We start from the raw sequence: 26,637 nt of genomic DNA on the forward strand, positions 1-26,637 counted from the left end.
AGGAAAGACATGAAACTCGCACCTATGACATTGAACGCGGCGCTGTTGCTTGGCGTCTCTACGTTGTCGGCCCATGCCGAAGACCTTGTGGTCTTCCAAAGCTGGTCCTCGCCGGCCGAAGTCGCGGCCCTGAACGTTCTGCATGAAGCGGTGGCCGAAAAAGGGATCAACTGGATCGACATCACCATTCCGCACGACACGGGATCGAGCGTCAGCCTGCTCAACCTCGTAATCGGCGGCCAGCCTCCGAACATCTTTTCGGAAAACAACACCGGCGTTTACCGCGACCTGACCGAGATGGGCCTTGGCCGCGACATGACAGCAGCCTTCGAGGAATCCGGTGCGCTGGAGCATTTCTCGGACGCCGTGCGCCACGCCATCACGATCGACGGCGAAATCCGCAAGATGCCGCTCGGCGTGCATATCGACGGGATGGTCTACTACAATCTTGAGGTGGCTGAAGCCGCCGGTGTCGACCCGACGTCGTGGGGATCGCTCGACGACATGTTGGCCGATTTCGACAAGATCACCGAGGCCGGCTATGTGCCGCTCGCCGTGGGTGCGCAGCAATGGCAGATCGGCTATCTGACCCATGCCCTGATGGCCACGCTGGCAGGCCCCGAGATCTATAACCAGTTCTACGCTCTCGAACCCGACGAAGCCGCCTTCGACACCGCCGAAGTCCGCTCTGTCTTTGAATGGCTGCGCAAATTTCAGCAGGCCGCAGATGACGGTTCGGTCAACCGCGACTGGAACATGACCACCAACAACGTCATCTCCGGTCAGGCCCTGATGCAGATCCACGGCGACTGGATGAAGGGCGAATGGCGCGCCGCCGGCAAAGAGCCGGGCACCGACTTTGGCTGCATCCCGATCCCCGGCTACCGCGCCGTGGCGGTCACGGTTGACGGCTGGGGCGCCCTCGGCGGCCAGGAGCCGGAGATCGACGCCGCTCAGATGCTGTTTGCCCAGACCGTGACCGACCCGGTCGTCAACGCCGAATTCGCATCCGTCAAGGGCGCGACCCCGGTCCGCGACGACGTGGACCTGTCCACCGTGGACGTCTGCTCGCAGCGTGTTCTCGAACTGCTGGCCGACAATGACCGTCAGGTAAACAACCCCTCGGTCACCGTGGATGCCGATTGGTCCAACTCTGTCTGGGAGATCGCGTTCAACTTCTGGTCCGACCCGGAGATGTCCGTCGATGACGCCATCGCCGCGCTGCACGACCAGCACGACGTGATCTTCTACTGAAACACCCCCTCCCTGGGTGGGCGGTTCGGGGCATATGCCTCGGGCCGCCATATCTTCCCACCGAATTCCGGAGCTTACCGATGGATACCCGCCTGCTCGACGAAGATGCCGTGATGCAGATCTGCTTCGTCACCCATGACGCGCTGAAATCAGCGCAGTGGTTCGCCGACCTCACCGGCAAGCCCCTTCCCAAGGAAGGCGCCGCCGCCGATCCCGAGGAGGCGCAGGCGATCTATCACGGCAAGCCCGCCACCGTCGGCTGCAAGATCCGCATGTTCGCCTTTGGCAACATCGACGTCGAATTCCTCGAACCCGGCCCGGAAAAGAGCGCGTGGCGCGATCTTCTCGAAGAGAAGGGCCCCGGCTGCCATCACATCGCCTTTCGCACCCGCAACCTGACCAAGCGCGACGCCTATCTGACCGGCAAGGGCCATGCCCTGTTGCAGCGCGGCGAATTCGACGGCGGCCACGGCCGTTATGCCTATTACGACACCGTCAAGGATCTGGGCGTCATGGTCGAATTGCTGGAGTTCAACAAGGATATGGAGCCGCAGCCATGACCGGTGCCCCCTATCCCATCGCCTATCAGCTCTATTCCTCCCGCAACTTCCCGCCTCTTGAGGCACAGTTGCCGGAATTGAAGGCGATGGGCTATGACGCGATCGAGCCGTGGTTGCCCGCCTACGAGGCCGACCCCGCCGCCTTTCGCCGTGCCCTCGACGACGCCGGCCTTGCCTGTTTCGGGTTTCACATGCCTCTGACCGGCCTGATGCATGAGCCGAACCGCTATATCGAGATCGCCCAGACCCTTGGCGCCCGCTACATGATCCCCCCCTTCGTTCACGAAGAGGAGCGCCGCCCGACGGCCGACTTTTGGAAGGGTATCGGCGAGGCTCTGGCCAAGGGCGCCGAGGCCGCCGCGCCGCATGGCCTCAAGGTTCTGTGGCACAACCATGCCTTCGAGTATGCTCCCCTGCCCGACGGGACCCGCCCGATAGATCACATCCTTGCCGCCCCCGATGTCTATTTCGAGATCGATTGCGGGTGGATCACCCGCGGCGGTGCCGATCCCGCCGCCGAACTGGCCCGCTATGCCGACCGCATCCTCGTCATCCAGACCAAGGACCTCGCCCCCGAAGGCACCACCGCAGAGGACGGCTGGGCCGCCACTGGCGACGGCGTGATCGACTGGCCTGCCCTCGCGCCGCTGTTTCGCCAGACCGCCGCCCATCACCTGTGCACCGAGCACGACAATCCCAGCGATTGGCGACGTTTTGCGAAGCGTTCTTTCGACTATCTGCGCTCGGCCGGTCTGTGATTGGCCGGCCCTTTGGCGCGATTGGGGCCGGTCGGCATCGGCAAGACATCTGACCCTCGGCTCACAGCTTCAGTCCGTGGTGTCGGCCGATTTGCGGACAAGCCCGTCATTGTTGCCCGCTGCCGGATGGACACGCACGTCGCGGCTATCGCTGCGGTGAACGAAGTTCAGAATTGAAGGCCGAGGAAGATCACAGCCAATGGCACTGGCGACACAGCGAGAATGACCGTCAGAAAGGTCGAAAGCGGCGTGAATATCCCGCTCAGACCCGCGATGATCATGATGCCGCCACCGCCGCCAATGATGGAGTTGCCGGGCGTATTCACGGCGACCGCCATCGCGACATAGCGATACCGCAGGGCAAGACCGAGAACGCGGGTCGACTGCCCTTCGAGAAGCATCGCAACGCGCTCGTCCTTCGACAACGGTGCGGCGCGGGCCACCAGCGCGGCTGCACGCCGCATCCTCAAGACCTGCAAGACCCGCTCCAGCGCACTGATCGGCAAGAACCGTCCGATCGAGAAGGCCAGCATCATGGCAGCGACCGTGCAGACGTAGATCAGAGGCGCAATCGCCGCGCCGAAACCGGCGAGCAGCGCAATGCCGATCTCGGCCCCCGGCACGAACGGCATCGCAAGCAGCCCAACATAGGCCACGGCACCGACCATGATGGCCTTGTGAACCTGCTGCTCATTGTCGGGCCTAATCTGAAGGTCCAGAGCGTCGCGGATCATGTGCACGCCCCATGTGGCCAGCACGACGAAGCCTACCAAGATGCCGACCCTGAGGATCAGGCTGGAGACGGTCAGCTCCTTGGACCGCATGTGCGCGGCTCAGCCAGACACCGCCTCCGGCGGGGTTGCCGTGCCCGTAGCCTGAATGGCGATCTGGTTGGTCCAATACCAGCGCCGGGTCGTCCAGGTGCCTTCGATCGAAACCTCATCGCCGGTGATCATGCCGTACCACACCACGGTGTGCGGGGCATCGGGGCAGATCGCCGTGGTGGTAAAGTACATCACCCCGTCGATTTCCTTGGTCTGATAGTCGGACCAGCCGAAGTTGCAGTAATTCTCGCAATCAACCGACAGGAACGTGCCATCCCGAAAGACGATGTCGTCTTCCAGCACTGCGCCACTGTCGGCATCCCCGCCATATATGCGGAAGGTCATCCCGTCCAACGCACCGGTTGCAGCCCAATCACCGTCAGGCACGACGTGATCGGGGATATCTTCATTCATCACCGAGAGGGTCGCAGCGCCAGTGCCAAAGGTTGCGATAGCAATTGCGGCAATCTGTAAGACCTGAGTCATGAACGGCTCCATCCGTGGCAAAACAGAATTTTGATAATCCGACGATTATGGATCAATTGGCGTGGCAAACAAGACAAATCACAAGTCGAGAACCAGCATCATCAGACCTGGGGTCCGCTGGTTGATCCGATTGGACATACCGGCGAACGGGACCGTCCCAAAGCTGTCTCTCTACCTTACATCAGTTTGCTCTTGCCGGAAACCAGACGTTCGCGGCGGCACATAAGTATGGAAATGACGGCTCAAGACGGACAGGCACCTGAATAGAAAAACCCCGCATGTCGGATGACCTGCGGGGCTTTTGCATCGTGCTTGTGGAACGCTTAGGCGGCCGAGCGTGCCGGGCCTTTGCCGCCGGTGCGCCGACGGTTCCGGTTCTGACCGCCGGGCTTGCCGCCCGCGTTGGCCGGCTTGCCGCCGCCGCCACCGCCGAACCGCCGCCCGCGACCACCGCCGCCGCCGCTCTTCTTCTTGGCGCCGGGCTCGACCTCCCAAGGCCGGCCGGAGGCCACGGGGATGTCGGCTTTCATCGCCTTCTGGATGTCACGCAGTTCGCTCATCTCCTCGGGTGAGCAGAAGGCGATCGCGGCACCATCGGCCCCGGCGCGGGCCGTCCGCCCGATCCGGTGCACGTAGTTCTCGGCCACGTTGGGCAGTTCGTAGTTATAGACGTGCTTCACGTCGGGGATATCGAGCCCCCGCGCCGCCACATCGGTGGCCACCAGAACCCGCACCCGGCCCGACTTGAAGTCGGTGATCGCCCGGTCCCGCTGTCCCTGGCTCTTGTTGCCGTGGATCGAGGCCACGGCGAAGCCCTTGGCGCCGAGCAGCTTGGAGAGCTTTTCCATGCCGTGCTTGGTCCGGCCGAAGACCAGCGCCCGCTCGTCCCGGTGCTTGTCGAGCAGTTCGATCAGCAGATCGCCCTTGGCCTTTTGCGCGACGAAATGGACCGATTGCTCGATCCGCTTGACCGCCTGGCCCGGAGGATTGACCTGCACCTTGACCGGATCGCGAAGGAAGGCCCCGGCGAGTTCTTCCATCTGCTTGGGCATCGTGGCCGAGAACAGCATGGTCTGCTTTTCCGACGGCAACAGCGGCGCGATCCGGCGCAGGGCGTGGATGAAGCCCATGTCGAGCATCTGGTCGGCCTCGTCGAGCACCAGAAAGCGCGTCTCGGAGAGCGTCACGGCCTTGCGGTCGAGAAGGTCGATCAAGCGGCCCGGCGTGGCGACGAGCAGGGATACGCCCTTTTCCATCCGCCGCGTCTGACCGACGATCCCGGCCCCGCCGACGACGAGCGCCACCTTGAGGTGGGTGCCCTTGGTGTAGGCCTCCAGGTTGTCAGCGATCTGCCGTGCCAGTTCCCGCGTGGGGGCCAGCACCAGCGCCTTGGCCGATTTCGGAGCGGGCTTGCCGCCGTCCTTGATCAGCGTATCGATCATCGGCAGGCCGAAGGCCGCCGTCTTGCCCGAGCCGGTCTGCGCAAGGCCCATCACGTCACGCCCGTTCATGGCATGCGGGATCGCTTGGGTCTGGATCGGGGTTGGTTCAGTGATGCCTTGATCGGCCAAAGCCGCAATCAGGCGGGGCGCGAGGCCCAGCATATCGAAATCCATAAGGATGTCCTGTTCATGTCAGGAGCCTTCAGGCAGGCCCCAAATAAGGTTGTGCCCCTGCCCCGGATGGGCAAAGGCGGCGAAGGGTTGCGCCGGCTAAACTGACCTCGGGGCCGGATGCCCCGAATGCCGTCATGGCGCGGCCCCTTGCGTGAAGATGGGAACCTGTGGTTGATCCATTGCCTTGCCCACATGATGATGGGCGCTGCTCACGCGGCAGCGGGGGCCTTGGTCTGAGGGACACATGGCGGTTTGTTCGCGTTAAGTCAATGCTGCTGTGCGGCGGACGGCCCGCGTGGCCCCGCACCGCCCCGGTCGCGGGAGCCGCCTCCGCCCCGGTTTCGGCCTCTGTTGCCCGCTGTTTCGGAGCAATCACCGGCGTCATCGCCCGAGGCGTCCCCGCCACCCTGCCCCTGATGCCGTGCTGCCGCACCGCAGCACTTGCGCCGACGACCGGCTTCCCCTAGTGGCCTTGGACCCGTATAATCCGCCCATCCATGAGGCGGCTGGGCACTATGGATCAAGAAAGAAAAGGGCCGGAGCAGTGGCGCATATCATCGTCGTGGGCAATGAAAAGGGCGGCGCGGGCAAGTCGACCGTGTCGATGCATGTGGCGACCGCCTTGGTCCGGATGGGCCACAAGGTCGGCACGCTGGATTTGGACCTGCGCCAGAAATCGCTGGCCCGCTATATCAGCAACCGCAAGGAATACCTTGCCGATCAAGGGCTTGACCTGCCCACCCCCGCCTATGCCGATCTGCCCGAGGTCAGCCAGGATCAGCTTGGCCCCGGCGAGAACATCTTTGATCACCGCCTGTCGGCCGCCGTCGCCCGGCTGGAGCCTGCAAGCGATTTCATCCTGATCGACTGCCCCGGCAGTCACACCCGCCTGTCACAGGTGGCCCATTCGCTGGCCGATACGTTGATCACCCCGCTGAACGACAGTTTCATCGATTTCGACCTGCTCGCCCATGTCGGCACCGACGGCGAGACGATCAAGGGCCCCAGCGTCTATTCCGAGATGGTCTGGAACGCCCGCCAGTTGCGCGCGCAAGCCGGGCTGGAGCCGATCGACTGGATCGTTGTCCGCAACCGGTTGGGGGCGCAGAACATGGTCAACAAGCAGAAGATGGAAGCCGCGATCAACAAGCTCGCCCGTCGGATCGGGTTTCGCACCGCCCCCGGCTTTAACGAGCGGGTGATTTTCCGCGAGTTGTTTCCCCGTGGTCTGACGCTTTTGGATCTGCGCGATGTGGGTGTCGAAAAGCTCAACATTTCGAACGTCGCCGCCCGGCAGGAGCTGCGCGATCTGATCCGGGCGTTGAACCTGCCCAGCGTGACCGTCGATTTCTAGACTTTCGGCGACGCCCCTGACCGCGCGCTAGGCCTTGCGGCGCAGCGCCTGTGTCAGCATCCGGGTGCCGAATTGACGCGCCATCCGCAAACCCATCTTGGCCGCTGGCGACGACTTGAGCGCAGGCAACCGCCCCGCAGCCGCCGATTGGGGGCCGCTGGCGCCGGGCCGCGCCGGCTTGATCCGTCCCGGAACCACGTCCATCCGCGCCTCGACGGCGCTGGTGGGCACGTCATGCGGGATTGCCTCGCCGCCGTTGCCGTTGCCGTTGAAAGACAGGGTCAGCAGGCCGAACAGGCCGACGCCGCCGCCGATCTGCGCCATCAGGCCGAAAATGCTCCGCCCGCCTGCCAGATTCTCGGCCGTGGGGAAACGCATCTGCAGGATGACGCCCGCCACGATGATCGCAAGCGCGAGCGCGAGATATGGCAAGGGGCCGACTCCGAGAGCTTTTTGAACGAGGGCAACAAGAGGTTTCATATCTCGACTCCGCATGGGTTCATTCTGGTCTAGCCGCAAATTGGGGCGGTCCCATGACACAAACGGGGGATTTGAATGACGCAGGGTCAAGTCTTGTGGCTTAGCTGTGTTCGCCCAGAAAGCCCGACACGCGGGCGAAGAAGGCGTCCGGCGCGTCGAAGGGGATCATGTGCCCTGTGTCCCATGTCTCGACGGTGCCCTGCGGCAGATCGCGCCGCAATGTCGCGGCCGTCCGCGGTCCGGTCAGGACGCTCCGCTTGCCCAGTAGCGCCAGCGTCGGCATCGTCAGCCCCGTCAGATGCGCCCTCCCGTCGAAGGCCGCCGCCGCGCAGATCGCGTCGCAGAGCCCCTCCCGGCTCATCGCGCCGATGGCCTGCCGGACCCGCGGCCGCTCCGACCGCCGCTCGACCCGCAGCGCCATGAGCGCCGCGATCCCGCGCGGCCCCGGCACGCGGGTCACGATCCGGGCCAGCGTGCTCCCGTGTCGCCGCAGCAGCCCCAGCGGCATACGCAGCGGCGGATCGACGAGCACGAGGGCCCGGCACCTTTCGGGCATCCGGGCGGCCAGTTCGATGCAGACCATCGCCCCCAGCGAATGCCCGACGAGGGCGAACCGCTCCGGCAGGTCGGCGGCCACCGCATCGGCAAAGTGCCCAACCGTCGGATCGGCGATCCGTGCCGCCGCGCCGTGCCCCGGCAGGTCGATGCAGCGCCCCGGCGGCGCCGGCTGCCATGTGCCGCTGTTGAGCGCGGCGCCGTGTATCCAGATCGTATCGTCCATGGCCCAATCTTCGCACCACATCCCGGCCGCGCGAAGCCGAATTCGACCGAGCCCCCGCCCGAGCAACCGCTTGCAACCAGTGAGGGAATTGCGCGGTGCGGTGTTGCACCCGCTTGACCGGTGTGATCCGAATCGCGTATGACACCGATGTCATGACACCGGTGTCATACGCGGATCGATGCGCAAACCGGTGATTTGGCGGTGCCTTTGGAGAGGCACCGAGGGGGGAGCTGATGGCCACGATCTACGATGTTGCGCGCCATGCAGGCGTGTCTCCGAAAACGGTCAGCCGCGTGCTGAACGGGGACGCGCCGGTTAAGAAGCACACCCGCGAGGCGGTGCAGTCGGCGATCGACACGCTCGGCTATGTCCCCTCAACCGCCGCCCGCATGATGCGATCGAACCGGTCGGGCCTGATCGGAGTGATCACGGGCGCGATTTCGCAATCCGCCGAGGACACCAATCCCCGCGGCTTACCCGAATTGCTGATCCTTCACGGCATTCAGAGCGCGATTTCCCGGTCGAACCTGACCGTGATGATCGCCGATTCAGGCGGCCGCGGCGAGCGCGTGCCCGGCCTGATCCGGACCTTTCTGCAGCACCGCGTCGAAGGGCTGATCTACGTTGCCGATTTTCACCGGGAACTGGAATTGCCGAAGATCGGCATCGGTTGCCCGCTGGTGCTGGCCAACTGTTTCGACAAGCATGGCACGCCGTCGGTCCTGCCCGACGACATGCGCGGCCAGAAGAGCCTCGTGCAGCGATTGATCCGTGCCGGGCATCGCCGGATCGGCTATCTGACCCTGCCGCGCGACATGGAGGCCACGCGCCTGCGCACCGAAGGCTACCATGCGGCCCATGCCGAAGCCGGCCTGAGCGTCGATCCGAAACTCGTGGTGTCGGGCTATCTCGACAGTCCGACCCAGCCCAGCCAGCTGTTGTGGGATGCCATCGAGCGCCTGATGGAGCTTTCCGATCCGCCGACGGTGCTGTGCTGTGGGAACGACGAGATGGCGATGCGCGTCTACGGCATTCTGCGCACCCGCGGACTGCGCATTCCCGAAGACATCAGCGTCTGCGGCTATGACAACTATCGCACCATCGCCGAGACCCTCTATCCGCCGCTGACCACGGCCGAATTGCCCTATACCGCGATGGGGGCCCGCGTCGCGGAGACCCTCATGTCCCTCATTGACGGACAGCCGATGCTGTCCGCCTCGCCCATTCTTGTGTCCGGCTCCGTCATCTGGCGCGGGTCGGCCAAGGACACGTCCAATCTGCACATCATGAACACCCAAGGGAGGATTTCTTCATGAACCATCTGAAACTAACCGCAGGCGCGCTGACGCTGAGCACGATGCTGGCGAGCCCGTTGCTTGCTCAGACCGAGCTGACCATGTGGTACCACGGCGCCGGCAACGAGGTTGAGAGCAATATCATCAACCAGATCGTCTCCGACTTCAACGCGAGCCAGTCCGACTGGTCGGTGAGCCTCGAGTCGTTCCCGCAGGGCGCCTACAACGACAGCGTCGTCGCCGCGGCACTGGCCGGCAACCTGCCCGACATCCTCGACGTCGACGGCCCCGTCATGCCGAACTGGGCATGGGCCGGCTACATGCAGCCGCTGCCGCTCGACGAGAGCCTGATCGAAGACTTCCTCCCCGGCCCCAAGGGCTATTGGGACGGTGAACTGTATTCGATCGGCCTGTGGGACGCTGCCGTCGCCCTCGTCACCCGTCAGTCGACCCTCGACGCGCTCGGTCTGCGCACACCGACGCTGGAAGAGCCTTGGACCGGCGAAGAATTCATGGCCGCTCTGGACGCCGCAAAGGCCTCTGGCGATTACGAATATGCCTTCGATCTCGGCATGGCATGGACCGGTGAGTGGTATCCCTATGCCTTCAGCCCGTTCCTGCAATCCTTCGGTGGCGACATCGTCGACCGCTCGACCTATCTGACCGCCGAAGGCGCGCTCAACGGCGATGCCGCCCTCGAATTCGGTGAGTGGTGGCAGAGCCTGTTTGCCGAAGGTTATGCCCCCGGCACCAGCCAGGACCCGGCCGACCGCGACAATGGCTTTGTCGAGGGCAAGTATGCCTTCAGCTGGAACGGCAACTGGGCCGCGCTGAACGCCCTGAACGCCCATGACGACACCCTGTTCCTGCCGGCCCCCGACTTTGGCAACGGCCCCAAGATCGGTGCCGCAAGCTGGCAGTTCGGCGTGTCCGGCACCTCCGAGCATCCTGACGGTGCCGCCGCGTTCATCGAGTTTGCTCTGCAGGACCAGTATCTTGCCGACTTCTCGAACGGCATCGGCCTGATCCCGGCAACGGCGTCTTCGGCGCAGATGACCGAGAACTATGCCGACGGTGGCCCGATGGCCGTGTTCTTTGAACTGACCGAAGCGCAGGCGCTCGTCCGTCCGGTGACCCCGGGCTACGTCGTCGCCGCCAAGGTGTTCGAGAAGGCGCTGGCCGATATCGCCAACGGCGCAGACGTTGCCGACACGCTCGATGCCGCCGTCGACGAGATCGACAACGACATCGAAGCCAACTCCGGCTACGGTCACAACTGATCCACGAGGGGTCCGGCGCAGGTGGCGCCGGACCCTACCCATTCACCCGACAGGAGCATCCGCAATGGCAAAGGGCACCAAGTTGACCCAATCGAACCGAGCAGGATGGGCGTTCGCCATCCCCGGTTTTGGTCTGATGGTCATGTTCATCATCCTGCCCTTTGTCTTTGCGATTGCGTTGTCCTTCACCAATCAGCGCCTGATTTCGCCCAACCCGACCCAGTTCGTCGGTCTGGCGAACTACCAGCAATTGCTGGGTGTCGGCATGATCACGCTGGAGAGTGAACGCGACGACATCGGCGCGATTGTCTTTGACGACGACGGCGAAGCGCAGTTTCCCCGTCTGCGCGGCTACACCCGCAACAACCCCGACTACCCCCGCATCGACGGGATGCGCGAGTGGTTTTCGTGGGGCAATGACGAGAGCCGCACCTATGTGCTCGCCCGCGATGTCGTCTTTATGAAAGCCATCGTGAACACGGTCCTGTTCGTGATCGTGGTGGCCCCGGTGCAGGCCGGTCTGGCGCTCTGCCTCGCCCTGCTGATCAACCAGCGTCTGCGGGGCATCAACGTTTACCGCGCGATCTATTTCATGCCGGTCGTCGTCTCGATCGTCGTCGTGTCGCTGCTCTGGCGGTTTATCTATGACGGCAACGACGGCTTGCTGAACAACCTGCTGAGCGGTCTGACATTTGGCGCCTTCGAGGGCCGGGACTGGCTGGGCAACCCCGCCACGGCCCTGCCGTCGATCATGGCGATGTCGATCTGGCAGGCCGTCGGGTTTCACATGGTGATCTGGCTTTCGGGCCTGCAGACGATCTCGCCCACGCTCTATGAGGCTGCCGATATCGAAGGTGCCTCGAAATGGCAGAGCTTTCGCTATGTCACATGGCCGGGTCTGCGCAACACCGCCGTTTTGATCCTGATCGTCATCACCATGCAGGCCTTTGCCCTGTTTGCCCAGATCGACGTGATGACCAACGGCGGCCCGCTGGACAGCACACAGACCATCGTGTTCCAGGCCGTCGAGCGCGGCTATGGCAAGCAGGATATCTCGGGCGGCTCGGCGATTTCGGTGATCCTATTCGTGATCGTGCTGACCATCAGCCTGATCCAACGCTACCTCACACGGGAGAAAAACTGATGGCTGCCGTTGCAGGAGACAACCACCGCCTTCGCCTTGTCGTGCGCTACATGGTGCTGACGCTGATCGCGATCATCTTCATCTTTCCGCTGGTGTTCATGGTGATGTCGTCGCTGAAGCCGGATCAGCAACTGCTGAGCGATACCGGCTCGTTGCGCGCGTTCCTTCCGGTGGGCGATCTGAGCTTCGACAACTACCGCGATGCGTTTGCCCGCGCCCCGGTGGGATTGTTCGTGTTCAACTCGATGCTGGTCACCGGGGTGACGGTGGTTCTGTCGTTGCTGATCTGTTCGCTGGCGGCATTTTCCTTCGTGTTCCTGAACTGGACCGGCAAGGGCGTCGTCCTGTCGATCATTCTGGCCACCCTGATCGTGCCCTTCGAGACCATCGCGATCCCGCTGCTGCTGATCGCGTCGCAACTGCCGTGGATCGGAGCCGAGGGACTGACCTTTGGCTGGCTGAACACCTATCGCATCCAGATCGTGCCGTTCATCGCGGATGGCCTGACGATCTATCTCTTCGTCCAATACTTCAAGGATCTGCCGGCCGAGCTGATCGAGGCCAGCCGCGTCGAGGGCGCCACCTGGCTTCAGATTTATCGCCGCGTGGTGATGCCTTTGTCCGGCCCGGTCCTCGCCACGGCCGCAATCCTCAAGTTTCTGGTGATGTACAACCAGTATCTCTGGCCGCTGATCGTGGTGCAGCAGGAGAGCTACCGCCCGGTGATGGTCGGCCTGCAGTACTTCTTCCAGCTCAACATCGCGTGGGGCGAGGTCATGGCCTATCTCAGCCTGATCACCCTGCCCGTCCTCGCCTTCTATCTCGTTTTGCAACGTGCCTTCATCGCGTCGATCGCATCGACCGGTGTCAAAGGCTGACCTTTCGGAGTTTCTACTATGGTTCTCGCCCTCAAAGATCAGTGGATCTGGGACAGTTGGTATGCCCATGACGGCCAGAAGTGGCACGGCTACTACCTGAAGGCCGACAAATCCCTCGGCGACCCGGACCTGCGCCATTTCAACGTGAGCCAGGGCCACGCGGTGAGCGACGATCTGGTCAACTGGGAGCATCTGGGCACCTGTCTGGCCCCGTCGAAGGGCCCGGCCTTCGACGACACCACCACCTGGACCGGTTCGGTCATCCAGGGCCCCGACGGCCTGTGGCATCTGTATTACACCGGTGGCGGCTCGGCCGAGAAGGGCCTCTATCAGCGCATCGGCCATGCCACTTCGACCGATATGCATTCGTGGGAGCGGGTCGAGCAGGTTCCCGGCAATCCGGGTCTCTGCCTCGATATGTCCGGCCCCGCCGCCGAGGCCTATGAATCCGAGCATGTGATCGGCCATTGGCACGACCGCGCGATGCGCGACCCGTGGGTGATGAAAGACCCCGACGGCGACGGCTGGCTGATGTATTTCACCGGCCGCGCCCCGGATATCGAAGAGCCGAATGCCGGCGGATGCATCGGCTTTGCCACCTCGCCCGACATGTACAACTGGACCCTGCAACCCCCGGTTTTCACAGGCGGTTTCGGCCAGCTCGAAGTGCCGCAAGTGTTTGAGGTCAGCGGCAAGTGGTATTGCCTGTTCTGCACCTCGGGCCACCAGTGGTCGGAGGCCTACCGCGCCGCCAACCCGCAGCCCCCGGTGACCGGATCGCACTACCTGATCGCGGACAACCCGCGCGGCCCTTGGTCCATCGCCCCCGGCCCGTTTCTGGACGGCGACATGCCCTGCCGCCGCTATGCCGCCCGTATCCTCGACACCGGCGACGGGCTTGTCATCATGGGCTTTGCCGACAGCGGCAAGGATACATTCATCGGTCACGTCATGGACCCAGAGCCGGTGGAGGTTGGCCCCGACGGCCTGCTGACCGTCCGGCGCAATGCGCAAGCAGCGGAGTAAAAAGATGGCAACAGTCAAACTCAAGAATGTGCGCAAGAGCTTCGGCTCTGTCGACGTGATCAAGGGTGTGGACATCGACATCGAGGACGGCGAATTCGTCGTCTTCGTCGGCCCGTCGGGCTGTGGCAAGTCCACGCTCTTGCGGATGATTGCCGGCTTGGAGGACATCACGAGCGGCACTCTTGAGATTGACGGTGTCGTCGTCAACGACAAGCAGCCCAAGGACCGCGGCATCGCCATGGTGTTTCAATCCTATGCGATTTTCCCGCATATGACCGTGCGCGAGAACGTGGCCTTTGGCCTGACCATCAACAAGACCCCGAAGGCCGAGCTGGACGCCAAGGTGGCCGAGGCCGCCCGCGTTCTGCAGATGGAGCATCTGCTGGATCGCCGCCCGTCGCAGCTGTCTGGTGGACAGCGTCAGCGCGTGGCCATCGGCCGCGCGATCGTCCGTGATCCGAAGGTGTTCCTGTTCGACGAACCTCTGTCGAACCTCGACGCCGCCCTGCGCATGGATATGCGCATGGAGATCGGTCGGTTGCACCAAACCCTATCTGCATCAATGATTTACGTCACACACGATCAGGTCGAAGCGATGACTTTGGCCGACAAGATCGTGGTCCTGAAGGACGGGCTCGTCATGCAGATAGGCTCGCCGATGGAGCTCTACCACAACCCGGCGAACCTGTTCGTCGCCGGATTTCTCGGTGCTCCGTCGATGAATTTCATCCCCGTCGACGTGACCGACAAGTCAGGCGATCTTGCCACCGTGCGCAACGTCTCGCTCGAGCCGATTTCGGTGGCCCACAAGGACCGCGACATCGCCGTCGGCGGCAAGGCGATCCTCGGTGTGCGCCCGCAATACCTGCGCCCCGTTCCGCCTGCCGAGGGCATGTTGCACGGCAAGGTCGTGCTGACCGAACGGCTTGGCTCCGAGACGGTCGTGGACGTGACGCTGGCCGATCAGACCCGCATCATCGCGGCGATCAGCGAGGACCGCGTGATGCAGCCGGGAGAGGAAATCGGGCTGGTCTTTGACGCCGCACAGGCGCATCTGTTTGCCAACGAGCCGCTGCCGGAATCCGCCCCGCATTAGGGGCGGTGCGCCGACAGGTAGGCCCGAAAAAACGAAAGAGGAGGTTTCCCTCCCCTTTCAAACACTATTAGCCTGGGGGCTCCCTTTTAGCGTGGGCCCAGATACACGACTCCAAAGCCTAACGCCTCTTCACGTGCACTAATACTCTAGCAAATTTCCCCCGATTCGGCAAAGGGAAATCACCCTTTTGCCAAGTATTTCCTGTGAAAATACAAAATCTTACTGCGCATCATGTCGGGCAGCGTCGCGATCATTTCCAACTGCGGCGAGAGCTTGTTCTCGCGCGGGGTGAAATCCACGATCAGCGGCAGATCCCGGCCGTTGGTCGACATCTCGTAGGGGTTTCCCTGATTGCCCGAGACGCTGGTCGTCCGCGCCACGAGGCAGCAGACCGGCCGCCAAGCACGGCTGACGTTCTTGGAGTTCGGCACGAAGGCCAGATGTTCGATGCTGCTCCAGATGTAGCTCTCGAATTTGTTGATGTCTCCGATCAGTTCGATCCCCGCCTGTGTCGAGTCGCCATCGGTCCATTGCGGAAACCGGCTGTTGCGCAACGAGAGGCTTTCGCCGACCAGAACGCTCGGCCCCTTGAGCACTTCGCTGTCGAGCACGTCGATATGACGGAACGGCACGGTGATCCGTTTCGGCAATTCCCGCGCGGTCAGCCGCAGCACCGGGGCCACGTCGGCGGCCCGCGGTTGGCCGGCGCCGGTGACGGCCATCAGATCGGCGATTGCCACGTTGCGCCGGGGGGCGCTCAGATCGCGGGTGAGCGACATCACGAGCGAGGCGCTGAAGGCGGGATTGGTGATCGTGAAATTGGGATTTGCCGCATTCGCGGCATCGTCGGCCCAGTCGCGGAGCTTGGCCGACATATCGGCCCCCGGCACGATGGACAGGAATTTGCACCCCACGATCCGGCAGGTCGCCCCCGACAGCGTTGGTGCATCCCAGCGCTGGGTGTCGATCGGGTCAAAATTCGATGTGACCCTCCCCGCTTCGGCCGCCTGCACCAGAGCGGTGCCCGGAATGTCGCTGGCCTTGGGCATCACCGGCCCGATGATCAGCGCGCCGTTCGAGGACACGTTTTCCAGATGCGTCTGGGCGGTGGCATCCCAAAGGTGCAGCGCGGGTTTCAGGCCCGATTGATCCTTGCTCAGCCCGAGATTGATCCGGGTGTCGGTCAGTTTGATCCGCCGCGCCGCCGCGAGCGTGACCACCGCCGCCTCGTCGTTCAGGTTCCGCCGGATCAGCACGTTGTCCATGCGGATGGATTTGCCCCCCATGATCGACAGCCCGCCCCCGGCGTCACTGAAGATCAGGTTGATCCCCTTGATCGAGACGTTCAGGCACCGATCGAAGGAAATCATCGATTTGGTCAGCACGGTGACCGGCCCGTCTGCGCAGGCCTTGAGGCTGACCCGCGCGAGGTTGCCGGTCTCGAAGTCGAGCCGCTCGGGCCAGTCGTATTCGCCGGGGGTGAACTCGATGGCAAGATGCCGGGCGAAGGGTTCGGGGTCTGCCGCCTCTTTCTTTGGGTCATGCACCGGGATCTCGGCCAGCACCTTCGCGACCGCTTCGAGCGCCTCTTCCAATGTCGGCAGCCGCGCCCAGTCGGGATGGACTTCTTGCGTCCGCTCTCCGAGTGTCTTGGGCCGGACCCTGATCCGGCAGCTTCGGTTCCTGATCCTTGCGCAGAGGTCTTCGAGCGCCGATTGCACGGTGTCGCCCGCGAAGGTGCAGCGGCCGGTGTCGCGCACGGTGACGTCGTCGGCGGTGAGGTTGATCAGTTGCGGGAAATCGGGCCGCAGGTCGCCGGTGACGCTGATCGAACCGCTGCTTGCCTTGCGCACCCGCGCGAGGGCGGCGTGATACGGCCCCCAGTTGAAGGCCGGCACGGCGTCCTCTTCGTCCGCATCATGCGGTGGCCAGAGGATATCGCCCGTCACCACCCGCGCCGCGCAGAACCAGTAGTCGCCCGGCATGTGCCGCCCGGTGAGCGTGACCGTGATCCCTTTTTCCAGCGGGATCGGGTCGTTGCCGACGACGATCCCGTTGGCGTTGCCGTCGTGCTTGTGATCCCAGCGGGTGAGGATGCCGCTGCCGCCGACTTCGGCCAGGTAGCTGGTGATCTCTGCCGAGAAGGTGACTGTTCCGTCGGCTTGCAGCGTGATGGTCCCCAGCGCGCCGGGCAGGTTGCGGGCGGCGTCGATGTCCGCTTTGACCTCGACGGTGTCCCCGGTCTGGATCGCCCGGTGATCGTCGAGCGGCTGCGCTTGCAGCCGGAAATCGCCATCGTCCGAGATCACCCGCGCCCGCACGTCCTCGCGCGCCCATTTGATCGTCGTCTGGCTGTCTGTCCCGACATGCACCTCGACCCGGTAGTTGTGATTGGACTGCCCGGTGTAGCCTGCGTCTTCGTGGATCAGGCAATCGTCGTCGTCGGGGATGTGATCGGTGTCGATGGCAAAGGACGCCCGCCCGTCGCGCGGCGCCGAATCCGGCGTTTCGATGGTGCTCCCGTGCTTGATATGTTCCAACAGTTCGTTGCTTGTCAGCCCGTTGGCCTCGGCCAGTTCGGCGAGGGTGTAGACCATGAACCGGTGGCTGGGCCTGAGCCGTCCGGCGGTGTCCGGCCCGCCGAGCCCCGGATCGCGCAGGTAGGGCTGCCGCAGGTAATCCTCGGCCGCCTTGATGCATTGGATCAGCACAACCGCGTCGGTATTGGCGGCCAGTGACGTGAACAGCCACGTCGGCAGTTGCGCATCCTCGCCTTGCACGAACCGCGCCCCTTCGACGTAGATGTCCCCTGCCCGCACCACCGGCGGCTTGCCCGCCACGGTTTCGATCCGGAACCCGCCGCCTTGCTTTGGCACGCCCACATGCCCGATCACGTCGATCAGGGCCGCTTCGCGTTGCATGGTGTGCAACAGGCTGTCTTCGTTCAGGTCCGAGGCGAGGATCGCCCGCCCGGAATAGTAGTTGAGCCCCTCGTAGCGCCGGGATTTGCCAAAGACCGAGGTGTCTCGTCCATAGTCGCCAATCATCGTCTTGCTCCTAGGTCTCGAATATCGGGCCGGTGGAATATCCAAAGCGCAGGAATTCCTCGGTTGTCCGTTTCAGGTTGCGCAGCCGCGTGGCCGCCATTTGCCGATTGCCGACGCCCATTTCAGATCCGTTCTCGCCGCCCCGCAGGATCGCGGCGGGTGTGCCTTCGGCCAGTTGCAGAAAGCCCGGATCGGCGAGGTCGAGCGAGGTGAACTGCGGATAGACGTCCCATTCGTCCTGCCCGGTTTCGGGCAGCGACCGATACCGTCGCGGCGCCCGCGATTGCCCCGGTATCCGGCTGTAGCGCACGCAGCCTTCCTGCGTGGCCATGATGTTGAGCCCGAGCCCGTTCTGGTTCGGGTCTGTCACGATCAGGCTGTCGGAGATGCCCAGCGCGGCCGGTTCGACGCCGGTGACCGCCATCCCCCCGATATCGCCCGGCCCGGAGCCGCCGACGGCAAAGCTGTCGACCCGCCCGATCACGGTGCTTCGCACCAGCGACAGCGTCTGCCCGATTTCGTCGTTCCCCCGCGAGATCGCAGGATCGCTCAGCCGCCGCGCCCGCAGGATGCTGTCGATCGCGGTCAGCACGACGTCGGCCCGAAGCTGGGTTTGCCCCGCGATGATCGACCGCTCGATGGTGAGGTCGATCCCCGCCCGCACCAGCAGCGTGAACCACGGCGAGCCGTTTGGCTGGTCGTCGTCGAGGCTGGCCTGTTCGGTGATCGTGCAGTCCTCGATCCGCCAGGTGACCCCGTGCCCCAGTATGTCGTCGCCGGGATCGTCGATCCCTTCGAGCACCAGCCGTCCGTTGATGATCCGCAGCCCCGACAGCATCGCCGAAGCCCCCGCGGGCGCCCGCAGGATGAGCGTGTTTCCTTCCAGATCGAGCGTGGGCGAGGCCCCTTCGAGCGCCACCAGACGCGGGCTTTCCCCGGTCAGCACCAAGAGCTTGTCGACCCCTTGATCGACCACGTCCGCAAGCTCGGACAGCAGCACCCTTGTGCTCGCCGGGAAGGGGATCGCCCCGGTGCCGTCGTGTTCCGGCACTTCGGTCCGTTCGTGCCCGCCGATGCTGTGCGCCCGCCCGTAGTGCCACGTCACGTGCACCGCCGTGACCCCGCCGATATCGGTGGGCAGCGTGAACCGCCCCAGTTCGGGGTCGACAAGCGCGACCCCGGCCCGTGGCCCCCAGAGCCACGCCTCGTTGCCGCCGACATCCTCGACGGAGGCGAGGTTGGCCGCTTTGATCTGATCGGCGTCGAGCGTGGTTGTCCCGCCGGCGGTCGTGACATGGATCGCGAAGGACCACGGGCAGTAGCGCCCGGGCGCCGCGTCCAGCATCCGCCGCGAGATCGGGATCGGCAGGTCCGCCTCGGTGGGCCGCTTGTCCAGCCCGTGATCGGCCACGGCGGGCCGTTGGAACAGCGGCTGATCGGCCCGGAATGGGCTGAACCGATACATCCCCGATCCGGCATGGGTCGCCTCGACCAGATGGCCGGGGCTGCCGCCGACCCCGTCTTCGCCCGGATAGGGCGAGCCGAGCGTCACCGCTTCGATCCGGTGCAGGTGCAGCCCGATATTGGGCAGGTTCCAGCGCCCTGCCCCGTGCTCGATCCGCCCCATCTCGGCCCGCCGCGGTGTGCTGTCGAAGGCGGTGCCCACCCTGTCGAGCGCGTTCGTGCGCCCCAGATCGGCGCTGCCTGCGATGTGCCGCAGCCGCGCCGGAGGGCTGCCCTGCGCCCGCGTCCACGCCTGCGCGGGCGTGATCTCAAGCTCGTTGCCGTCGACGATCCGCACCCGCCGCAGGCTTTCGGTGGTGCAGACCCGGCTCCAGTATTCCACGGCCACGACCGGCCAGCCCGTTGCCGCCCGCACCGCGACCTCAAGCGCCGCCAGCGTGCCCTTGCGTTGCCGCAGCGCGATGGTCACGGCGACCCAGGCTCGCGCGCTTTGCACGTCGCCGAAATCCTCGAGCGGCCGCGCGCCCACCAGCGCCCCGATGTAGGGGATCAGCCAAGGCGCGCAGGTTTCGATGAAGTGGTCGTCGTAGAGTTGGGCGATGTCTTCGGCGACGATCTGCCCTTCGCGCAGCATCACGGAGAGCAGCGATTTCAGCGGCCCGTAGTCGGCGGCGTCGGTCAGGCTGTGCGGCGCGTCGAGGCTGCCGCGCACCTTGCCGCCTTCGGTGTGATCCTTGCGCCGGTGGTAGGCCGGCAGCCGCTCGAAGAGGTCTTGCAGGTCAACGGCCATCAGATCGCCTCCAATGCGACGGGATCGGCCGAGAGCAGCAGGATCTCGGCCCCCAGCAGATCGCCCTGCACGCCGGAGCGTGGCACCGAGGCCCGCAGGATCGGGTTCAGCCCCACCGCCCGGTCTGTCCGGTGAAGCGCATCCAGATCGACCGCCAGCACCCCCGCAACCGCTTGCAGCAGGGTGATCACGTCGGAGGCCCGCACCGGCTGGCCGATCTGACGGGCGCCATAGGCATAGGCCGCCCGCAGCGCCACCCGCGCCGCGTTGAGCACCGGATCGGCGGAACCGCCCGTCGCCCGGTAGTCGGGGTCGATCAGCAGCCGCGCCGACAGCGTGAACCGCGCTACACGCGCGGGCCGCAGCGTCGCCCCGCTGCCCGGCGTGGATTGTGCGGCGATGGCGGCGGCGAGGTTGGTGAGCACAGCGTCCTCGGGATCGAGCGGCGCCTCGTCCTCGCCCGCGACGGTCAGAAAGACGTGCTGATCCTCGCCCACCCAGCTCCAGCTTGCCTTGGCCTTGGTGATCCCGGCAAAGGCGGCGGCGAAGGTCTGATAGTCGTTCAGCGACACGATCCGCCCCAGCGTTTCCATGCCCTTGGTGGCGTTGCTCCGGATCTCTTCCATCCCGGCGAAGGAGGCCCCGCCGGACGGCGCCAGCGGATTGCGCACCCCCTTGAGGCTGCGCGGCTTGGAGACCAGCAGCGTGAGCTGTTCGGCCTTGAGCCGCCCCGCCGCCCCAGCCCCGACCCGGAAGAACGCCTCGACGTTGTTCTCTCCGGTGGGCAGCACCGCCCCCATACCCGCGCCGCCGAACATCACCTCGGAGCTGCCGTCCTCGCGGGTGGTGACGGTGTAGACCCGGTCGTTCGGGCCGGCCTGATCGAGTGCGGAGACCTCGTGCCAGCGCACGCCGTCGACCCGCACCTCCAGCTCTGCCGCCCGCCCGGTTTCCGTCTCGGCGGAGACATAGGTGAGCGGCCCGGTCTTGAGCCGGAACCGCTGGAACGGCACCTTGGCATCCCCCGAACCGAGGATTTCGTGCTTTGCCTCGCCGTGCGTGGCGCGGGCCACATTGCCGGTGAGCGTGACCGTGGGGCGCAGGTAGCTGTGTGTCAGCGGCACGGCGAAGGTCAGCCGCAGGGTCGTGCCATTGGCCCAGACCTCGGCGATGGTGGCCCGCTCGGAGGCGCTGACCCCGGGCAGGTCCACCCGCTCGCCGCTGACGAAGACCGATTGCCCCGGCGCGAAATCGAAATCCGGTCGGTCGAGCAGGATCGCATCTCCGCCGATCGGATCGACGAGCGGCAGGTCGGGCAACGGCACCGGCTCGGCGGCGATGAACAGCTCTGCGCTGCGGATCAGCATGTTATAGACCGCGTTCCCGCCCCAGAAGACCGGGATCCGCAGCTTGGTGACTTCGCCCGAAAGCCCGTAGGCTTCGATGGACACGGTTTCGACGCTTTCGACGATGCTCCAGCGTTCGACGACCTCGGTGTTGACGTAGGCGTAGGCCTCGTTGCTCCAGATCGACTGCCGCCCCCGGATCACGATGAGGCTGCCGGCCACGAGGCTGTCGTATTTGCGATCCAGAAACACCGAAAACAACTGGTTGGGGTAAACCCCGCTCGGTTTCTCTGCTTCCTGCATCGCCTCATCGACCAAGGCATATCGCTGAGCGGACAAAACCGTTGGCTGATAGGTTGCCGGCAGGTCGTAGAGGATCAGATCGTCGTTGGCATCCGATTTGATCTTGGGCCGCGAGACGTAGTTGTGTCCGAAGAACTTGCACTTCTCGCGGAACACCACGGGCGTCAGGCTGTCGCCGTTCCGGGGCGTCGCGGCCAGCGTGGCGGCCAGATCGGCAGGGGCGAGGCCCAGCGCCTCTGTCGCCTCCAGCACCTCGGGCCGGGGCCATTGCTTGGCGTCGAGATCGGCTGTGAGCGCGTCGATGCTGCCGGCCGAGAGCGTGTCGGCCTCGGTCGCCTCGACCCGTTCGATATCGCTCAGCCCCGGCACCGGTGTGATCGCCCCCCCGGCGGTCGTCTCGATCCATGCCAGACTGTTGGCCTGCTTGACGATCTTGCTGACCGGGCGCAGCACCGGCAGGTTGCTGGTCACCCCTAGGAGCGCGCCGCCCGCATCCTGAAACGCCACCATATCCCCCACCCGCAGGTTGATCTGCGAGGGGTCGGCGTAGAACCCGGCCTGCGCCCGGCTGAGGCTTTGCGGCCAGACGGTCACCGGGTGGATGCTGTTCCACGCGGCCTTGAGCCGGAGCGGTTCGACCGTCTCGAAGGTCTGCGGCAGTTCGCCCTCTTCCGGCACCGATTTGATCCCGAGCCCGGCGGGCAGTTCCGCAACCCCGGTTTCCAGCACGGTGGGGTCCGCGATGAAGGCCATGTAGGCCTCTGCCGCGACGGCGGGCGTGGGGGTGTAGCCGACGAGCGCCGCCAATTCCTGAAGCGAGAAGCTCTCGGTCGCGGTGCCCAGATAGGCCTCGTTGATCAGCCGTTCGTTGTAGAAGGACAGCGTGTCGAGCACCCCGGCGAAGCTGTCGAGAAAGGCGATGGTCCAATCCTCGTCCGAGGAGGTGAGCAGCCCCGACAGCCCCGGCCGGTGCCGGCTGCGCAGCCCGCGCAGCATCGCCTCCTTGAACGCGCCGTGGTTGCCAATCCGCCGCCGGATCGCGGGCAATCCGGCGCGGACTTCGGTGCTTTGCGGGGTGGGTTTGTCGATCATGCTCATGCGGCCTCCCACAGCGCGATGCTCAGCACGCCCCGTTCGGGATAGTTGCGGTCATTCATCAGGATCGGGATCTCGGACGGATCGACTTGCAGCACGCCGTTTTCCAGCGCCAGCGTGTCGGCCGACCGCCATTTGCGGAAGGTGTCGACCACCACATCCGCCACGCCCGGAACCGATTTGACCGCCGCGATGATCCGGCTGAGGTAGATCGGGTCGCCGAAGCTGATGTTGTCGGGGTGGAAGAACCCGCGTGTCCCGTCAGGCAGGATGCCCGCCCCCAGCGCCGCCTCGACCGCGCGGCGAACCGCGCTGTCGCTGTGGTCGCGGCAGATGCAGACCCGCAGTCCGATCTCGAGCGGTGCAAAGCGTGGCGCTTCGACGATCAGGTCCTGCCCCATCAGCCGCAGCGGTTCGAGATAGGCCCGGATCTCGCGCAGGAAATCGGGGCCGGCGTGGATGCTACCGACCGGATCGACCGCGACGACGAAGGTGGTCCAAGAGCCATGCCCGAGGGTGCGCACGAAGGCGCGTTGCACGTCGGGGTGTTCGGCGGTCAGCCGTTCGTAATCGGCCCGCGTCACCGCCCGTCGGTTGTCGTCGAGCTGGCGCAGCGCGGCGAGCTTGATCTCGGGCACGCTTTGCCGGTCGCGCCCGCCGAAGCCGGGCATCGGGTTGCGCGCCCCCACCGGCCCCGCGGCACCGGACAGCGCCACGTGGGCGATGGCTTCGGCCCCGATATTGCCGCGCCGTCCGATCCCGACGCGGCATCGTGCGCTCATCGCGTTGTCCGGGTCGGGCACTTGCCCGCCGGTTTCGACCCCGGCAAAGCGCAGGATCGTCGTCCCGTCGGCCTCGGTTTCCGGCACGAAGACCCGGTCGGTGTCGCGGGCGAAGATCAGCGTGCTGACTGCTTGCCAATCGGGCGCCCCGGTGCCGTCGCTGACGCTGATCGCCTTGACCGGCTGCCCCGCCCCCGCCATCTGAAGCCCCGCCGCCGAGGATAGCCCCGGCTCGATCCGCAGGGGACCGCTGACGCTGATGTCGCGCCGCCGCAGGACGGGCCGGAACCGCCGCGGACGGTTCAGGGCGGCAAGGCTGCTGACCGCGTCGTCGCGTTCGGGGTCGTCGTCGCTGTCCGGTTTGCCGAGCGGTTCGTCTTCGTCAAGGCTGAGCCCGTGGCTGGCCAGCACGATATTGCCCGCCGCCCGCGCCATGTAGGGGGCGCCGCCGTCTGCCACGGCGGGCAGCCGCCCCACCGGCAGGTCAAAGCGCAGCGCGTCCTCGGCCCCCCATGTGATCCGCAGCAGATCGACGTTGCCCAGATCGGCGCTGAGCCTGTCGACGGCGGGCACCGGCGGTTCGGTCAGGCAGACGATCTGGCGCATGGTCGGATCGGCATCCGCCCGGCGCAGCGTTTCGGGATCCCGCGCCAATTCGAGCGAGACGAGATCCCCCGGCTCGAGCACCAGCCCCGGCGCGGCCACGATCCACGCCGAGGTGGATCCGCGCGGCAGCACCGCCCGCGCGTCGGACCAGTCGTAGAGCGTCAGGTCGTTGGCGCTTTGCTGGAGCCGGATCGGGCGCGGCTCCCACAGATCCTGACCGGGAGCGGAGGTGTCGCGGATCAGAAGGTCGACCGGTTCAAAGAACGCGACCCCCTCGGACAGCAGCCGGTCGACCTCCAGATCGTCGCGGTTGACCAGCGCGGGAAGGTTGTCGGAGGTGCCTGTGAGGAACAGCAGATCGCTGGCCTCGAAGCTGCCGTTCCCGGCCATCTGCACCTGCACGAAGACCTTGGCCGACAACCCGTCGTGGGCGTTGTAGCCGATCAGTTGCGCGTGCCGCCGCACCGACCCGCGCCGTCTGGCCGTTCCGATGTAGGCCTCGGTCGCGGCGGCGTCCTGTGCATAGCTCAGATGATCGGCGTAATGCGCCATCAGCTCGACCAGCGTGACCCCCAGATCCCCGATCTGACGGTCTTGCCAATCGGGCACAAGCGTCGCCATCCTGTCGAGCATCGCGGTGCGGAAGCTGTCGAAATCCTTGGCCAGATAGTTGACGTTGCCCGGATCGAACACCTCGGCCTGATCGCCCGCGACGCTCGCACAGTCGAAATCCGACGGACAGGTCGCCCGAAAGCTGAACCGGATGTCGCGCAACATCACGTCAAATCCGGGGTGGTCGATGCTCAGCGTGTAGATCGAGAAATCGCCAAGCTCGGCCACGGTGATCAGCAGCACGTCCGGATCGGGCCGGTCGAGATCGATGATCTCGACGTCGCGGAGCCGGTCGCCGCCGCTGATCGTCAGCATGGCCGGCGTGATCTGGGCGCTGGCCGCCGGGATGCCCCCCGGACCGCCCGGTGCCGGGTGCACCAGATGCACCTCGATCTCACGGGCGGCCATGTGGATTTCGACATAGTCGATCCCGTTGACCGGCGGATTGGCCAGCCCCCGCAGGATTTCGCGCCGCTCTTCGAGGAAGCTTTCGGTGCCCGCCATCAGATCAGCCTCGTGACGGTTTGCGCCTCGCGTTCGCCGGTCTCGATGACGAGGTAGGTCAGATCGACGGTCAGGAGCCCTTCGGACATGGCGACGCGCAGATCCTCGATCAGCACCACGTCCTGCAGGAACCGTTGCAGCGCCGAGCGGGTGAGGAACTCGGCCGCCTCGACCAGTGTTTCGGAGCCCGGCTCGAACACCATGTCCAGAAGCCCCGCCCCGAAATCCGGCCGGTTGACCCGCTCGCCCGGGGCGGTGAGCAGCGTCTGTTCCACCAGCTCGCGCACGTGGGCGGGAAAGTCCGGCGTCTGGGCCGTCCGCCCGCGCCTGTCATGGGCATATGGAAAGGCCAGATGGGTCATTGGGCCTTGACCGTGGTCTGCACGCCCCTGAGCGATCCCGTGCCCTGAATGCCCAATGGTCCGGTGGCCTGCGGTGTCGCGTCGCCCAAGAGCACCGGCATCTGGTTGACCCGGACCTTTGTCGCCCCGGTGGTGAAGAGCAGCATCGCGCAGGGTTTCGGCACCCCGTCGGGCGTGGTGAACGAGCAGCCCGCCACCGAGAAGGTCGCGGGCACCGTCAGCACCGCCTGCCCGTTGATCTTGACGTTTTCGGCCGCCACGCCCGCGCTGGCGCTGCCTTGGTGATCGCAGGCTCCCTGGGCGCTCTTTTGCACGATGTAGGCCATCAACTTACCTCCAGCGACGTCCCGTTGATCTTGGTTCCGGAACTGCCGATTTCGACCTTGCCAACCCCGCCCGAGCTGGCCGAGACCGAGCCCTGGCTGTTGATCTCGATTGTCGTCGATTGCCCTGCCTTGATCGTCACAGTCCCGTCACGGAGTTCGACGGTCAGTTGTTCGGTCTTGAGCGTGATCTCTCCGCCCGCGCTTTGGGCGTTGAAGCTGATCGAGCCGGAGGGCGTGGCGATCACCATTTCGTCCTTGGACATCACCGGTGCGCCCCCAGCCGGCCAGAGGAACCCGGTCCAGATCGGCTTGGTCCTGTCCCCCTGTTCGAATTCGACCCAGACCTCGGTCTGGTTCGGCGGCATGAAGAAGAACCCCAGGCCCCGGTCGGCATAGGGCACGCAGGGGTCGGCCCAGACGGGTTTGCCGTCCCGGAACCCGTCGATGATCACCTTGAGCTTGCCCGATTGCGTCAGATCGTTGTTGTCATCCACGATCCCCTTGTATTTGCCGATCATCTTTTCGCCTGTGGCGACCGTGCGGGACGGGTATTGCGTGCTGGTCATGG

22 protein-coding genes are annotated in these 26,637 nt (G+C 65.1%); 10 read left to right on the forward strand and 12 right to left on the reverse strand.

Features of this window, described 5'->3' with window-relative positions; genetic code table 11:
• The first annotated feature begins 9 nt into the window (after positions 1 to 9).
• From LOM8899_RS01795 to LOM8899_RS01805, 3 genes are all read left to right on the forward strand, one after another.
• Positions 10 to 1,254: an ABC transporter substrate-binding protein gene (locus LOM8899_RS01795; RefSeq protein WP_093990440.1), complete on the forward strand. Its 1,245-nt coding sequence runs from the start codon at positions 10 to 12 to the stop codon at positions 1,252 to 1,254.
• Between the two features lie 80 nt (positions 1,255 to 1,334).
• Positions 1,335 to 1,814, forward strand: a complete 480-nt coding sequence (locus LOM8899_RS01800; protein WP_093990441.1) for a VOC family protein — start codon at positions 1,335 to 1,337, stop codon at positions 1,812 to 1,814.
• Positions 1,811 to 2,572, forward strand: coding sequence for a sugar phosphate isomerase/epimerase family protein (locus LOM8899_RS01805; protein WP_093990442.1), 762 nt, complete (start codon positions 1,811 to 1,813; stop codon positions 2,570 to 2,572). The genes LOM8899_RS01800 and LOM8899_RS01805 overlap by 4 nt, the downstream gene beginning before the upstream one ends.
• A gap of 167 nt (positions 2,573 to 2,739) precedes the next feature.
• On the opposite strand, the gene LOM8899_RS01810 is transcribed toward LOM8899_RS01805, so the two are convergent.
• From LOM8899_RS01810 to LOM8899_RS01820, 3 genes are all read right to left on the reverse strand, one after another.
• Positions 2,740 to 3,396 carry a hypothetical protein gene (locus tag LOM8899_RS01810; RefSeq protein ID WP_093990443.1) on the reverse strand — a complete coding sequence of 219 codons (657 nt, stop codon included), beginning with the start codon at positions 3,394 to 3,396 and terminating at the stop codon, positions 2,740 to 2,742.
• A 9-nt stretch (positions 3,397 to 3,405) separates the two neighbouring features.
• Positions 3,406 to 3,882 carry a hypothetical protein gene (locus tag LOM8899_RS01815; protein ID WP_093991364.1) on the reverse strand — a complete coding sequence of 159 codons (477 nt, stop codon included), beginning with the start codon at positions 3,880 to 3,882 and terminating at the stop codon, positions 3,406 to 3,408.
• 323 nt (positions 3,883 to 4,205) lie between these two features.
• Positions 4,206 to 5,498 (reverse strand): DEAD/DEAH box helicase, encoded by a 1,293-nt coding sequence (locus tag LOM8899_RS01820; RefSeq protein ID WP_093990444.1) that lies wholly within the window; start codon positions 5,496 to 5,498, stop codon positions 4,206 to 4,208.
• A 544-nt stretch (positions 5,499 to 6,042) separates the two neighbouring features.
• On the opposite strand from LOM8899_RS01820, the gene LOM8899_RS01825 reads away from it, so the two are divergent.
• A complete protein-coding gene (locus LOM8899_RS01825) occupies positions 6,043 to 6,852 on the forward strand; it encodes a division plane positioning ATPase MipZ (RefSeq protein WP_093990445.1) in 810 nt (269 codons plus the stop codon).
• A 27-nt stretch (positions 6,853 to 6,879) separates the two neighbouring features.
• Here LOM8899_RS01825 and LOM8899_RS01830 read toward each other — a convergent pair whose 3' ends face one another.
• Both LOM8899_RS01830 and LOM8899_RS01835 read right to left on the reverse strand, forming a co-directional pair.
• Positions 6,880 to 7,332 carry a hypothetical protein gene (locus LOM8899_RS01830; protein ID WP_093990446.1) on the reverse strand — a complete coding sequence of 151 codons (453 nt, stop codon included), beginning with the start codon at positions 7,330 to 7,332 and terminating at the stop codon, positions 6,880 to 6,882.
• A gap of 100 nt (positions 7,333 to 7,432) precedes the next feature.
• A complete protein-coding gene (locus tag LOM8899_RS01835) occupies positions 7,433 to 8,113 on the reverse strand; it encodes an alpha/beta fold hydrolase (protein WP_168770440.1) in 681 nt (226 codons plus the stop codon).
• A 233-nt stretch (positions 8,114 to 8,346) separates the two neighbouring features.
• On the opposite strand from LOM8899_RS01835, the gene LOM8899_RS01840 reads away from it, so the two are divergent.
• From LOM8899_RS01840 to LOM8899_RS01865, 6 genes are all read left to right on the forward strand, one after another.
• Positions 8,347 to 9,429 (forward strand): LacI family DNA-binding transcriptional regulator, encoded by a 1,083-nt coding sequence (locus LOM8899_RS01840; RefSeq protein ID WP_093990448.1) that lies wholly within the window; start codon positions 8,347 to 8,349, stop codon positions 9,427 to 9,429.
• Complete coding sequence (locus tag LOM8899_RS01845) at positions 9,426 to 10,688, forward strand: extracellular solute-binding protein (RefSeq protein WP_093990449.1); 1,263 nt, start codon at positions 9,426 to 9,428, stop codon at positions 10,686 to 10,688. The genes LOM8899_RS01840 and LOM8899_RS01845 overlap by 4 nt, the downstream gene beginning before the upstream one ends.
• A gap of 64 nt (positions 10,689 to 10,752) precedes the next feature.
• Positions 10,753 to 11,832: a carbohydrate ABC transporter permease gene (locus tag LOM8899_RS01850; protein ID WP_093990450.1), complete on the forward strand. Its 1,080-nt coding sequence runs from the start codon at positions 10,753 to 10,755 to the stop codon at positions 11,830 to 11,832.
• Positions 11,832 to 12,710 carry a carbohydrate ABC transporter permease gene (locus LOM8899_RS01855; RefSeq protein ID WP_093990451.1) on the forward strand — a complete coding sequence of 293 codons (879 nt, stop codon included), beginning with the start codon at positions 11,832 to 11,834 and terminating at the stop codon, positions 12,708 to 12,710. The genes LOM8899_RS01850 and LOM8899_RS01855 overlap by 1 nt, the downstream gene beginning before the upstream one ends.
• A gap of 18 nt (positions 12,711 to 12,728) precedes the next feature.
• Positions 12,729 to 13,736 (forward strand): glycoside hydrolase family protein, encoded by a 1,008-nt coding sequence (locus LOM8899_RS01860; protein WP_093990452.1) that lies wholly within the window; start codon positions 12,729 to 12,731, stop codon positions 13,734 to 13,736.
• Between the two features lie 4 nt (positions 13,737 to 13,740).
• Positions 13,741 to 14,832: an ABC transporter ATP-binding protein gene (locus LOM8899_RS01865; protein ID WP_093990453.1), complete on the forward strand. Its 1,092-nt coding sequence runs from the start codon at positions 13,741 to 13,743 to the stop codon at positions 14,830 to 14,832.
• A 179-nt stretch (positions 14,833 to 15,011) separates the two neighbouring features.
• On the opposite strand, the gene LOM8899_RS01870 is transcribed toward LOM8899_RS01865, so the two are convergent.
• From LOM8899_RS01870 to LOM8899_RS01900, 7 genes are read right to left on the reverse strand one after another with little or no spacing between them, the layout of a single operon-like run.
• Entirely contained in the window at positions 15,012 to 17,879 is a 2,868-nt protein-coding gene (locus LOM8899_RS01870; RefSeq protein WP_093990454.1) for a DUF6519 domain-containing protein, read from the reverse strand.
• A 10-nt stretch (positions 17,880 to 17,889) separates the two neighbouring features.
• On the reverse strand, positions 17,890 to 20,133 hold the full coding sequence (locus LOM8899_RS01875) for a hypothetical protein (protein ID WP_093990455.1): 2,244 nt from the start codon (positions 20,131 to 20,133) through the stop codon (positions 17,890 to 17,892).
• Positions 20,133 to 22,880, reverse strand: coding sequence for a baseplate J/gp47 family protein (locus LOM8899_RS01880; RefSeq protein WP_133064959.1), 2,748 nt, complete (start codon positions 22,878 to 22,880; stop codon positions 20,133 to 20,135). The genes LOM8899_RS01875 and LOM8899_RS01880 overlap by 1 nt, the downstream gene beginning before the upstream one ends.
• A complete protein-coding gene (locus LOM8899_RS01885; RefSeq protein ID WP_093990457.1) occupies positions 22,877 to 25,381 on the reverse strand; it encodes a baseplate J/gp47 family protein in 2,505 nt (834 codons plus the stop codon). Before LOM8899_RS01885 ends, LOM8899_RS01880 begins: the two co-directional genes overlap by 4 nt.
• Entirely contained in the window at positions 25,381 to 25,743 is a 363-nt protein-coding gene (locus LOM8899_RS01890; RefSeq protein ID WP_093990458.1) for a GPW/gp25 family protein, read from the reverse strand. The genes LOM8899_RS01885 and LOM8899_RS01890 overlap by 1 nt, the downstream gene beginning before the upstream one ends.
• The gene (locus LOM8899_RS01895; RefSeq protein WP_093990459.1) at positions 25,740 to 26,069 is read right to left on the reverse strand and encodes a hypothetical protein; all 330 of its coding nucleotides are present in this window, start codon (positions 26,067 to 26,069) and stop codon (positions 25,740 to 25,742) included. Before LOM8899_RS01895 ends, LOM8899_RS01890 begins: the two co-directional genes overlap by 4 nt.
• Entirely contained in the window at positions 26,069 to 26,635 is a 567-nt protein-coding gene (locus tag LOM8899_RS01900) for a phage baseplate assembly protein V (RefSeq protein ID WP_093990460.1), read from the reverse strand. The genes LOM8899_RS01895 and LOM8899_RS01900 overlap by 1 nt, the downstream gene beginning before the upstream one ends.
• Between the last annotated feature and the right edge of the window lie 2 nt (positions 26,636 to 26,637).

The sequence above is a fragment of the Flavimaricola marinus genome, assembly GCF_900184895.1.
Taxonomy (GTDB): domain Bacteria; phylum Pseudomonadota; class Alphaproteobacteria; order Rhodobacterales; family Rhodobacteraceae; genus Flavimaricola; species Flavimaricola marinus.

Coding starts and splice junctions, on each gene's coding strand:
- LOM8899_RS01795 (WP_093990440.1), top strand. CDS start 10: ATGAAACTCGCACCTATGACATTGAACGCGGCGCTGTTGCTTGGCGTC.
- LOM8899_RS01800 (WP_093990441.1), top strand. CDS start 1,335: ATGGATACCCGCCTGCTCGACGAAGATGCCGTGATGCAGATCTGCTTC.
- LOM8899_RS01805 (WP_093990442.1), top strand. CDS start 1,811: ATGACCGGTGCCCCCTATCCCATCGCCTATCAGCTCTATTCCTCCCGC.
- LOM8899_RS01810 (WP_093990443.1), bottom strand. CDS start 3,396: ATGCGGTCCAAGGAGCTGACCGTCTCCAGCCTGATCCTCAGGGTCGGC.
- LOM8899_RS01815 (WP_093991364.1), bottom strand. CDS start 3,882: ATGACTCAGGTCTTACAGATTGCCGCAATTGCTATCGCAACCTTTGGC.
- LOM8899_RS01820 (WP_093990444.1), bottom strand. CDS start 5,498: ATGGATTTCGATATGCTGGGCCTCGCGCCCCGCCTGATTGCGGCTTTG.
- LOM8899_RS01830 (WP_093990446.1), bottom strand. CDS start 7,332: ATGAAACCTCTTGTTGCCCTCGTTCAAAAAGCTCTCGGAGTCGGCCCC.
- LOM8899_RS01835 (WP_168770440.1), bottom strand. CDS start 8,113: ATGGACGATACGATCTGGATACACGGCGCCGCGCTCAACAGCGGCACA.
- LOM8899_RS01840 (WP_093990448.1), top strand. CDS start 8,347: ATGGCCACGATCTACGATGTTGCGCGCCATGCAGGCGTGTCTCCGAAA.
- LOM8899_RS01845 (WP_093990449.1), top strand. CDS start 9,426: ATGAACCATCTGAAACTAACCGCAGGCGCGCTGACGCTGAGCACGATG.
- LOM8899_RS01850 (WP_093990450.1), top strand. CDS start 10,753: ATGGCAAAGGGCACCAAGTTGACCCAATCGAACCGAGCAGGATGGGCG.
- LOM8899_RS01855 (WP_093990451.1), top strand. CDS start 11,832: ATGGCTGCCGTTGCAGGAGACAACCACCGCCTTCGCCTTGTCGTGCGC.
- LOM8899_RS01860 (WP_093990452.1), top strand. CDS start 12,729: ATGGTTCTCGCCCTCAAAGATCAGTGGATCTGGGACAGTTGGTATGCC.
- LOM8899_RS01865 (WP_093990453.1), top strand. CDS start 13,741: ATGGCAACAGTCAAACTCAAGAATGTGCGCAAGAGCTTCGGCTCTGTC.
- LOM8899_RS01870 (WP_093990454.1), bottom strand. CDS start 17,879: ATGATTGGCGACTATGGACGAGACACCTCGGTCTTTGGCAAATCCCGG.
- LOM8899_RS01875 (WP_093990455.1), bottom strand. CDS start 20,133: ATGGCCGTTGACCTGCAAGACCTCTTCGAGCGGCTGCCGGCCTACCAC.
- LOM8899_RS01880 (WP_133064959.1), bottom strand. CDS start 22,880: ATGAGCATGATCGACAAACCCACCCCGCAAAGCACCGAAGTCCGCGCC.
- LOM8899_RS01885 (WP_093990457.1), bottom strand. CDS start 25,381: ATGGCGGGCACCGAAAGCTTCCTCGAAGAGCGGCGCGAAATCCTGCGG.
- LOM8899_RS01890 (WP_093990458.1), bottom strand. CDS start 25,743: ATGACCCATCTGGCCTTTCCATATGCCCATGACAGGCGCGGGCGGACG.
- LOM8899_RS01895 (WP_093990459.1), bottom strand. CDS start 26,069: ATGGCCTACATCGTGCAAAAGAGCGCCCAGGGAGCCTGCGATCACCAA.
- LOM8899_RS01900 (WP_093990460.1), bottom strand. CDS start 26,635: ATGACCAGCACGCAATACCCGTCCCGCACGGTCGCCACAGGCGAAAAG.